The sequence below is a fragment of the Roseburia inulinivorans DSM 16841 genome, assembly GCF_000174195.1.
GTDB lineage: Bacteria > Bacillota > Clostridia > Lachnospirales > Lachnospiraceae > Roseburia > Roseburia inulinivorans.
On record NZ_ACFY01000036.1, the window covers coordinates 1 to 10,006 of the forward strand.

General features: G+C 44.2%; 9 protein-coding genes and 1 tRNA gene. All 10 read left to right on the top strand.

Going from position 1 to position 10,006, the window contains the following annotated elements; genetic code table 11:
• The first annotated feature begins 20 nt into the window (after positions 1-20).
• Positions 21-1,076 carry an FAD:protein FMN transferase gene (locus tag ROSEINA2194_RS03480; protein WP_007883448.1) on the top strand — a complete coding sequence of 352 codons (1,056 nt, stop codon included), beginning with the start codon at positions 21-23 and terminating at the stop codon, positions 1,074-1,076.
• A 76-nt stretch (positions 1,077-1,152) separates the two neighbouring features.
• Positions 1,153-1,599 carry a NusG domain II-containing protein gene (locus ROSEINA2194_RS03485; RefSeq protein WP_007883449.1) on the top strand — a complete coding sequence of 149 codons (447 nt, stop codon included), beginning with the start codon at positions 1,153-1,155 and terminating at the stop codon, positions 1,597-1,599.
• A 16-nt stretch (positions 1,600-1,615) separates the two neighbouring features.
• Positions 1,616-2,119, top strand: a complete 504-nt coding sequence (locus tag ROSEINA2194_RS03490; protein WP_227970609.1) for a Gx transporter family protein — start codon at positions 1,616-1,618, stop codon at positions 2,117-2,119.
• Between the two features lie 506 nt (positions 2,120-2,625).
• Positions 2,626-3,957, top strand: coding sequence for an aspartate--tRNA(Asn) ligase (aspS, locus tag ROSEINA2194_RS03495; RefSeq protein WP_007883454.1), 1,332 nt, complete (start codon positions 2,626-2,628; stop codon positions 3,955-3,957).
• Positions 3,958-3,986: 29 nt separating this feature from the next.
• Positions 3,987-4,280 carry an Asp-tRNA(Asn)/Glu-tRNA(Gln) amidotransferase subunit GatC gene (gatC, locus tag ROSEINA2194_RS03500; protein ID WP_007883457.1) on the top strand — a complete coding sequence of 98 codons (294 nt, stop codon included), beginning with the start codon at positions 3,987-3,989 and terminating at the stop codon, positions 4,278-4,280.
• Positions 4,281-4,333: 53 nt separating this feature from the next.
• On the top strand, positions 4,334-5,791 hold the full coding sequence (gatA, locus tag ROSEINA2194_RS03505; RefSeq protein WP_044927121.1) for an Asp-tRNA(Asn)/Glu-tRNA(Gln) amidotransferase subunit GatA: 1,458 nt from the start codon (positions 4,334-4,336) through the stop codon (positions 5,789-5,791).
• A 16-nt stretch (positions 5,792-5,807) separates the two neighbouring features.
• Positions 5,808-7,238, top strand: coding sequence for an Asp-tRNA(Asn)/Glu-tRNA(Gln) amidotransferase subunit GatB (gatB, locus tag ROSEINA2194_RS03510; protein ID WP_007883461.1), 1,431 nt, complete (start codon positions 5,808-5,810; stop codon positions 7,236-7,238).
• An 85-nt stretch (positions 7,239-7,323) separates the two neighbouring features.
• Positions 7,324-9,177 (top strand): homocysteine S-methyltransferase family protein, encoded by a 1,854-nt coding sequence (locus ROSEINA2194_RS03515; protein ID WP_007883463.1) that lies wholly within the window; start codon positions 7,324-7,326, stop codon positions 9,175-9,177.
• Positions 9,178-9,206: 29 nt separating this feature from the next.
• Positions 9,207-9,770 (top strand): cobalamin-dependent protein, encoded by a 564-nt coding sequence (locus ROSEINA2194_RS21710; RefSeq protein WP_007883464.1) that lies wholly within the window; start codon positions 9,207-9,209, stop codon positions 9,768-9,770.
• A 116-nt stretch (positions 9,771-9,886) separates the two neighbouring features.
• Positions 9,887-9,959, top strand: a tRNA-Val gene (locus ROSEINA2194_RS03520).
• Positions 9,960-10,006 lie beyond the last annotated feature (47 nt).

Sequence of the window (10,006 nt, forward strand, 5' to 3'; positions counted from 1 at the left end):
TTATACGAGAGGAAGAATGAATGGAAAAAAAGAGACAGATTGCGGCAGTTTTGATATTGCTTGCATTGATTGGCGTGATCGCCTACAGACATAGCACAGGGAAAGATCTGGAAAAATATGAGGCATCTTTTTTTGATGTGTTTGACACACAGACACAGATTATTGGTTATGCGTCATCAAAAGAGCAATTTTCGGAACAGATGTCATTGATCAAAGACAAGTTTCAATACTATAATGATCTGTATGATATTTATCACGACTATGAGGGGATGAATAACATCAAGACCATCAATGATAATGCGGGAATCCAGCCGGTAAAGGTGGATGAGGAAATCATCGAGCTGTTGAAACTCGGCATTACGATGGATGAAAAAACAGATGGGAACATGAATATCGCAATGGGAAGTGTGCTGTCTATCTGGCATGATTATAGGGAAGCAGGAAGTGAAGATCCCGATTTCGCAGAGCTGCCGCCGATGGATGAATTGGAGAGAGCAGCAGAACATACAGATATCCATAATATTGTCATTGACGAGGAGGCGTCTACGGTTTATCTGACAGACCCGGATATGTCGTTAGATGTTGGAAGTATTGGAAAAGGTTATGCGGTTCAAAAGGTTGCAGAGTATGCAAAAAATGAACTGGGAATCCAGTACATGCTTTTTTCGGTCGGGGGAAATGTGTGCGCTATTGGCGGACACCCGGATGGAAGCGCCTGGGCGGTCGGAATTCAGAATCCTGATGTGGAGAGTGATCAGGCATATATAAAAAAAGTGGAAGTTCAGGATTTAAGCGTGGTAACGAGTGGAAATTATCAACGCTATTATACAGTCGATGGAAAAAGATACTGTCACATTATCGATCAGGATACCCTGATGCCGGCAGATAATTTTTCATCCGTTACCATTATCACAAATGATTCTGGAATGGCAGATGCGTATTCCACTGCGGTTTTTAATATGCCGCTTGCGGAAGGAATGGAATTTGTAAATCAGCTTGACGGTGTGGAGGCAATGTGGATTTTAGAAGACGGAAGCATTCAGTATTCGGATGGATTTGAAGAATACACCAGGTGATGATAAAGTATTTTTGATCCGGCAAAGAAACAAGTGCTGCTGATAAAAAGAAAACAAAGAGGAAAGAGAGTCCCAGATGAAAAAAATATTTCAGATGAAAGAACCATCTCAAAAAGAAGCAGGGGCGCAGGATGGGAAAGCGTTACACATCCGGAAAAATGACTGGCTCCTGATCGCTGTGTTACTTGTGGCGGCGGCCGGTATATACGTTGCAATACAGTATTACCAGAAGGTATCGACCAAAAATGCAGTTGCCGTTGTGACGGTGGACGGTGTGGAATATGGGAGATATCCACTCTCGGAAGATCATACAGAAACCATCCGCTTTGAGGATGGCTCCTATAACCGGTTTGCGATTCAGGATGGCTATGTGAGCATGCCGGAAGCGTCCTGTCCGGATCAGATCTGTGTGCATCACAGCCGGATCAGCAGGAACAAGGAGACGATCGTCTGTCTGCCGGACAAGGTAGTTATCACGATCGAGAACGGAGAAGACTCCGGAATCGATGTTCTGCAACATTAGAGAAAAGAAAGGAACAATGATGGCAAAAAAAACAGCACTTCTCGGAATGCTTGTGGCACTTGCATTTGTGCTTTCCTATATTGAAACGCTGATCCCGGTAAATCTGGGGATTCCAGGGGCAAAGCTTGGACTTGCAAATCTTGTGGTGATGGTCGCACTGTACACACTTGGAACAAAGGAAGCATTTGCACTTTCCATGGTGCGTATCCTGCTCACAGGACTTACGTTTAGTTCCATGGCAGCAATGCTTTACAGTTTTGCCGGAGGACTTTTGAGTTTTGCAGTGATGTATCTGGCAAAGAGATCAAAGCTTTTTTCGGCTGCCGGAGTGAGCGTTCTCGGCGGCATTTCGCACAATGCAGGTCAGATATTTGTCGCAATGTGGGTACTTGATACGGCAACTTTAATTTATTATCTCCCGGTTCTTGCTATCACAGGGATTGCTTCCGGAACGGTGATCGGACTTCTTGCAGTGATGGTGATCCGGCGGGTTTCTGGCATGATAAATCGTTGGGATTGATGTTTTTTAACCAAAAAGAATAACAATTATTAAAATTTGTTATAATAAAAATCAAATTTTTTCTTGCATTTCTGTTTTTGAAGTGATATAAATATTACAACATTAACACAGTAAAGCGTTGATAGAGACTCTGATCTTCAGGCGTCGACAGGAATACAGCGTCACCGACTGAGAGCGCTGTTTGAAAGAGGAGATACAGGGAACACTCTGGAGCAGACTGGTTGAACCATAACCGGGTATTACAGCCGAAGCTATTTGGATCATTGTGATGACCGGTATGTAAGTAGGTCAGTACGTTAGTGCACGTTACGCACATTGAGTGGGAAAATGAATTTAATGTTATCATTTTCCAATGCGGGTGGTACCGCGGGATAATTGTATATCTCGCCCTGAAAGGACATTTTGTTCTTTCAGGGCTTTTTTAGTTTCATTTTATATTATAATGATTATTCCGTCCCGCACCGAGTAATTCCCAAAATAAGGAAAGAAAAGGAGCGTACAAACGTATGGAATTCATGACAGGAGTAAACAAAAAAGACACAGTAGAGATCAGTGAGATCTTAGCAGGAGATTTCGAAGGAAAGACCGTAAAAGTGAACGGTGCAGTTCATACCATAAGGGATATGGGAGAGGTTGCATTTGTCGTTTTACGAAAAAGGGAAGGACTTCTTCAATGTGTATTTGAAGAGGGAAAAACAAAGTTTGACTTAAAAGACCTGAAAGAAGCAGCCACCGTGGAAGTGGAAGGTGCAGTGAAAAGCGAGGACAGGGCACCGAATGGTTTTGAAATCCGGTTAGACAGCATCCGGGTATTATCTGAGCCGGTTGCACCGATGCCGTTAGCAATTTCCAAGTGGAAATTAAACACTTCTCTGGAAGCAAACTTAAACAACCGTTCCATTGCACTTCGAAATATAAGAGAGCGTGCAAAATTTAAGATTCAGGAAGGTGTCGTCAGAGGATTCCGTGATTTTCTTTATGAGCAGGGATTTACCGAGATCCACACGCCGAAGATCGGTGCAAAAGGCGCTGAGGGTGGTGCAAATATGTTCCGTATGGACTATTTCCACAGACCGGCTGTTTTAGCGCAGAGCCCACAGTTTTATAAACAGATGATGGTTGGCGTATTTGACCGTGTATTTGAGACAGCCCCGGTGTTCCGTGCAGAAAAACACAATACAAAACGTCATTTGAATGAGTATACCAGTCTTGATTTTGAGATGGGATACATTGATGGATTCGAAGATATCATGGCAATGGAGACCGGATTTTTACAGTATATGGTTGACCTTTTGAAAAAGGACTACGAAAAAGAGTTGAAAATCCTTGGTGTGACACTGCCGAATGTGGATAAAATCCCGACCGTCAGATTCGACGAGGCAAAAAGAAAAGTAGCTGAAAAATACGGCAGAAAAATTCGTAACCCATATGATCTTGAACCGGAAGAGGAGGCTTTGATCGGACAGTATTTTAAAGAGGAATGTGATGCGGATTTCGTGTTTGTCACACATTATCCTTCCAAGAAAAGACCATTCTACGCAATGGACGATCCGGCAGATCCGACGTTTACATTAAGTTTTGATCTATTGTATCACGGTCTGGAGATCACGACCGGTGGACAGCGTATCCACGATTACAACATGCTGCTGGAAAAAATTGAAAAACGCGGCATGACAACCGAGGGCATGGAGCAGTACATGGACACATTCAAACACGGAATGCCGCCACACGGAGGTCTTGGAATCGGTCTGGAGCGACTGACGATGAAACTGATCGGTGAAGATAATGTCAGAGAGACCACATTGTTCCCGCGTGATATGAGCAGATTAGAGCCATAGCCGGAAAGAAAGCAGAGAGGATAAGAAAAATGGCAAATATTATTTCGGATGAAACCATTGAATATGTAGGAATTCTTGCAAAACTGGAATTGAATGAAGAAGAAAAAGAGCAGGCAAAAAAAGATATGGGCGCCATGCTTGACTATATTGATAAATTAAATGAGTTAGATACCACAGGAGTTGAGCCGATGTCTCATGTTTTCCCGGTGACAAACGTATTTCGTGAAGACGTTGTCACGAATGGAGACGGAAGCGAAGCAACCCTTTCTAATGCGCCTTCCATGAAAGACAGTGGATTCAAGGTGCCAAAGACGATCGGTTAGCAATTCAGATGTGTTGGATGTGAGCATGGAATAAGGAAGAAAGGGTGATAGAAATGAGATTAATGAGTTTGACTGCCGTGGAATTAGGCAAAAAAATAAAAGCAAAAGAAGTTACGGTTACAGAGGCTGTTACAGCAGCTTTAGATGCAATTGAAGCAAAAGAGAAAAAAGTGAACAGTTTTGTGACAGTGGATCGTGAAGGCGCATTAAAACGTGCAGAGGAAGTACAGAAAATGATCGATGATGGAACGCTTACAGGCCCGCTTGCCGGAGTGCCGGTCGCCATCAAGGACAATATGTGCACGAAAGATCTGCTGACGACCTGTTCCTCAAAGATATTATATAATTTTAAACCAACGTACACTGCAGAAGCGGTAGAAAATCTTGAAAAAGCAGGTGCGGTGATCATTGGAAAAACAAATATGGATGAGTTTGCGATGGGAAGTACCACAGAGACGTCCGCTTATGGGGCAACTAAGAATCCATGGAATGAAGCTCATGTCCCGGGTGGCTCTTCCGGTGGTTCCTGTGCAGCGGTTGCAGCAGAAGAATGCTCCTATGCGTTAGGTTCTGACACCGGCGGTTCCATCCGTCAGCCAAGTTCATTCTGTGGTGTGACCGGAATCAAACCAACTTATGGAACCGTTTCCCGTTATGGACTGATCGCTTATGGCTCCTCACTGGATCAGATCGGACCGATTGCAAAAGATGTGACAGACTGTGCAACAATCTTAGAAGCGATAGCTTCTTATGATAAGAAAGACTCCACATCTATCGCAAGAGATGACTTAAAATTCACGGATGCTCTGGTAGATGATGTGAAAGGATTAAAAATCGGAATCCCAAGAGACTACTTTGGAGAGGGACTTGATCCGGAAGTAAAAGAGGCTGTATTAAATGCGGCAAAGGTTTTAGAAGAAAAAGGTGCGGTCGTAGAGGAATTTGATCTGAGTCTTGTAGAGTATGCAATTCCTGCCTACTATGTCATTGCCTGTGCCGAGGCAAGTTCAAACCTTGCTCGTTTTGACGGAGTAAAATATGGTTATCGTGCAAAAGAATACGAGGGACTTCATAATATGTACAAAAAGACACGTTCGGAAGGTTTTGGAACGGAAGTAAAAAGAAGGATCATGCTTGGTTCCTTCGTATTGAGCAGTGGATATTATGATGCTTATTATCTGAAAGCACTCCGCACAAAGGCATTGATCAAAAAAGCATTTGATGAAGCATTTGCAAAATATGATGTGATCTTAGGACCGGCAGCCCCGACAACGGCACCGAAGCTGGGAGAATCCTTAAGTGATCCGATTAAAATGTATCTCGGGGATATTTATACCATCTCTGTAAACCTTGCAGGACTTCCGGGAATTTCACTTCCTTGTGGAAAAGATTCCAATGGACTTCCAATCGGCTTACAACTGATCGGCGACTGTTTCAAAGAGAAAAAAATTATCCGCGCTGCGTATGCATTTGAGCAGACCAGGGAATATGAACACAGCCCATTAGCATAAGTTTGGAGGAATCGTCATGAGTAAAGTATATGAAACTGTGATTGGACTGGAAGTCCATGTTGAATTAGCAAGTAAAACAAAAATTTTCTGTGGCTGCTCAACCGCATTCGGAGGGGCGCCAAACAGCCATACCTGTCCGGTATGCACCGGTATGCCGGGTTCTCTTCCTGTTTTAAATAAACAGGTGGTAGAGTATGCGATCGCAGTCGGTCTTGCCACAAACTGCAGCATTACGCAGTACTGTAAGTTTGACCGCAAAAATTATTTTTATCCGGATAATCCTCAGAACTACCAGATTTCCCAGTTATATCTGCCAATCTGCAGAAATGGCGGAGTCGAAATCGAAACCGCAGCAGGTAAGAAAACGGTTGGTATCCATGAAATCCATATGGAGGAGGATGCCGGAAAACTGGTGCATGACGAGTGGGAGGACTGCTCAATTGTCGATTACAACCGTTCCGGTGTACCGTTGATCGAGATCGTGTCAGAGCCGGATATGCGTTCCGCAGAGGAGGTCATTGCCTATCTGGAAAAATTAAGACTGATCATTCAGTATCTTGGTGCGTCTGACTGTAAATTAAATGAAGGTTCCATGCGTGCCGATGTCAACCTTTCCGTCCGTGAGATGGGGGCACCGGAATTTGGAACACGTACCGAGATGAAGAACCTGAACTCTTTCAAGGCGATCGCAAGAGCCATTGAAGGCGAGCGCACCCGTCAGATCGAGCTGATCGAGGAAGGAAAAAAGGTCATTCAGGAGACCAGAAGATGGGATGACAACAAAGAGTATTCCTATGCAATGCGTTCCAAGGAGGATGCACAGGATTACCGCTACTTCCCGGAACCGGATCTTGTTCCAATTGTCATAAACGACGAGTGGATCGCAGAAATCAAGGCAAGACAGCCGGAACTCCGCACAGAAAAATTAGAACGTTATAAAAAAGAATTCGGTCTGCCGGATTATGATGCGGAAATTATCACCGGACATAAAAAATTTGCCGATCTTTTCGAGGCGACGACAGAGATATGTAAGAAACCAAAGAAAGTTTCCAACTGGATCATGGGTGAGATCATCCGTCTGTTAAAAGAAAATGAGATGGACCCGGAGGACATTAAATTTTCTCCGGTAAATCTTGCAAAAGTCATTGAACTGGCAGATTCCGGTGCGATCAACAGCACGGTTGCAAAGGAAGTGTTTGAGGAAGTTTTCAAACATGATATTGATCCTGACAAATACGTTGAGGAAAAAGGATTAAAGACCGTCAATGATGCCGGCGAACTGCAAGCAGTCGTGGAACAGGTCATCAAAGACAATCCACAGTCGGTCGAAGATTATCGTAATGGAAAAGAAAAAGCAATCGGATTTCTGGTTGGACAGACCATGAAGGCAATGAAGGGAAAGGCAAATCCTGGAATGGTCAATAAAATCCTCAAAGAATTGCTATAAATAGGAATTTAAAAATACTTGCGCCGCATTTATGGAAATGGCATAATCAAAAGGAACAAATCCGCGGAAGGAATGACAAAAGACAATGACAAAAGCAGAATTTAAAAAACTGGTGGAAAACGGACCGGTTATTCTGGATGGAGCGACAGGAACGAATTTGCAGAAAGCAGGCATGCCGGTTGGCGTGTGCCCGGAACAGTGGATTCTTGAAAATCCTGATATTATGATAAAGTTACAGGAAGATTATGTGGCGGCCGGAACTGATATTTTGTATGCACCAACATTTACTGCAAACCGTATAAAACTGGAAGAGTATGGACTTGCAGACAGATTAGAAGAAATGAACCGGGAACTGATCGCCCTGTCCCAAAAAGCGGCGCAGGGAAAAGCGCTGGTGGCAGCGGATATGACGATGACCGGACAACAGTTATATCCGATCGGCGACCTGATGTTTGAAGATCTTGTGGATGTCTACAAAGAACAGGCAGAGGTAGTTGCAGATGCAGGCGCTGATCTCTTTGTGGTAGAGACCATGATGAGTCTTCAGGAATGCAGGGCGGCAGTCATTGCGATCAGGGAAGTATGTGATCTTCCAATCATGGTATCACTCACATATAACCCGGATGGAAGAACCCTTTATGGAACAGATCCGGCAACGGCGACAGTCGTACTGCAGAGTCTCGGAGCTGATGCGATCGGGATCAACTGTTCAACAGGACCGGAGGATATGATAGAACCGGTTGAAAAAATGGCAGAGTATGCCACAATCCCAATCCTTGCAAAGCCGAATGCAGGGCTGCCGGAGCTGGAGAATGGTGTGACAGTCTACAAGACGGGACCAGAGGAGTTTGCTTCCTGTGGAAAAAAACTGGTGGAGGCCGGTGCGTCCATTATCGGAGGCTGCTGTGGCACGACACCGGAGCATATCCGTGCACTGAAAGAAGCAGTGAAGGATATGCCGGTGCATAAACCTTTGACGCAAAAAAGAAGAATTCTGACTTCTGAACGTAAACTGGTGGAAATTACATTGGATGGTAATTTTATGGTGATCGGTGAGCGCATCAATCCGACCGGTAAGAAAAAACTTCAGGCAGAACTGCGGGAGGGCAGCCTTAACATGGTGCGTCAGATGGCGTTAGACCAGGAAGAAAACGGTGCTGCGATTCTTGATGTTAATATGGGAATGAACGGAATTGATGAGAAAGAAATGATGATCAACACGATTTACGAAGTGACTTCTACGGTTGATTGTCCGCTGTGCATTGATTCCAGCCATGTAGATATTATTGAGGCGGCTCTCCGTATTTATCCGGGACGTGCCCTGATCAATTCGATTTCCATGGAAAAAGAGAAAATGGATAAACTTCTTCCGATTGCAGAAAAATACGGAGCAATGTTTATTTTGCTGCCATTATCGGATGCAGGGCTTCCGAATGATTCTGAGGAAAAACATGCGATCATCCGCACGGTTATGGAGCAGGCAATCAAGATCGGAATGAGCAAAGAGGACATTATCGTAGACGGACTGGTTGCAACGATCGGAGCAAATCCAAGAGCTGCCATTGAGTGCTATGAAACCTTTTCTTATTGTAAAAATGAACTTGGACTGCCAACAGCTTGTGGACTTTCCAATATTTCTTTTGGTCTGCCGGAGCGGACTTATGTGAATACAGCGTTCCTTACGATGGCAATCGCACATGGGCTTACAATGGCTATTGCAAATCCATCGCAGGAATTATTGATGAATGCCGCATTTGCGTCTGATCTGCTTCTTGCAAGAGAAGAGAGTGATATCCGCTATATTGAGCGTATGAACATGCTCGCTGAAAAGTACGCAGGTCAGGAGCGCGTGCTTGTCCCGGTAAAAAAGCGGCGGCGGATGATCAGGCAAAACCTGGATCACAGGAAGGAAGAAGTGCTATTTTTGAAGCTGTTTTAAAAGGAAATAAGGGTGGCATTTTAGATGAGGTGAAAAAGGCGCTTGCCGACGGAGAAAAACCGGATGAGATCATCAACCATCATCTGATCCCGGCGATCAATGAAGTTGGCGTGCTGTTTGACAAACAGAAATATTTCCTGCCACAGCTGATCTCCTCTGCCAACACGATGAAGATGGCGATCGAATACGTAGAGCCAATGTTAGAGCGGAATGATGCGGAACAAAAGGCGACAATTGTAGTTGCAACAGTAGAAGGAGATATTCACGATATCGGAAAAAATCTTGTTGTTCTTATGTTGAAAAACTATGGCTACAATGTGATTGACCTTGGAAAAGATGTTCCGGCTTCGCTGATCGTTGAGACTGCTTTAAAAGAGCATGCAAAAGTAATTGGTCTGTCAGCCCTTATGACAACCACGATGATGCGCATGAAAGACGTTGTGGAATTGGCAAAAGAAATGGGATGCGACAGCAAGATCGTTATTGGTGGTGCGGCGATCAATGAAAGTTTTGCAGATGAGATCGGAGCGGACGGATACTCGAAAGATGCAGCAGACTGCGTAAAACTGGTGGATCGGCTGTTGGAAGAATAGCGGATGAAAATAGCAATCCTAAAAAAAATGCAGAAACACAAAAATAAGTGTTGACTTTTTTATGTGATTCATTATATAATAGCAAAGCGAGTTGCGCAAGCGACTCGCAAGTATATGGGATCTTAGCTCAGCTGGGAGAGCATCTGCCTTACAAGCAGAGGGTCATAGGTTCGAGCCCTATAGGTCCCATTTCCACAGAAGACATTGACAAGATATTGTTGATTGAGGTGGAAAAT

Bases quoted from the DNA above. Each gene is read 5' to 3' on its own strand.
- ROSEINA2194_RS03515 (WP_007883463.1), top strand. From the start codon at position 7,324: ATGACAAAAGCAGAATTTAAAAAACTGGTGGAAAACGGACCGGTTATT.
- ROSEINA2194_RS03480 (WP_007883448.1), top strand. From the start codon at position 21: ATGGAAAAAAAGAGACAGATTGCGGCAGTTTTGATATTGCTTGCATTG.
- gatC (WP_007883457.1), top strand. From the start codon at position 3,987: ATGGCAAATATTATTTCGGATGAAACCATTGAATATGTAGGAATTCTT.
- aspS (WP_007883454.1), top strand. From the start codon at position 2,626: ATGGAATTCATGACAGGAGTAAACAAAAAAGACACAGTAGAGATCAGT.
- gatB (WP_007883461.1), top strand. From the start codon at position 5,808: ATGAGTAAAGTATATGAAACTGTGATTGGACTGGAAGTCCATGTTGAA.
- ROSEINA2194_RS03490 (WP_227970609.1), top strand. From the start codon at position 1,616: ATGATGGCAAAAAAAACAGCACTTCTCGGAATGCTTGTGGCACTTGCA.
- gatA (WP_044927121.1), top strand. From the start codon at position 4,334: ATGAGATTAATGAGTTTGACTGCCGTGGAATTAGGCAAAAAAATAAAA.
- ROSEINA2194_RS03485 (WP_007883449.1), top strand. From the start codon at position 1,153: ATGAAAAAAATATTTCAGATGAAAGAACCATCTCAAAAAGAAGCAGGG.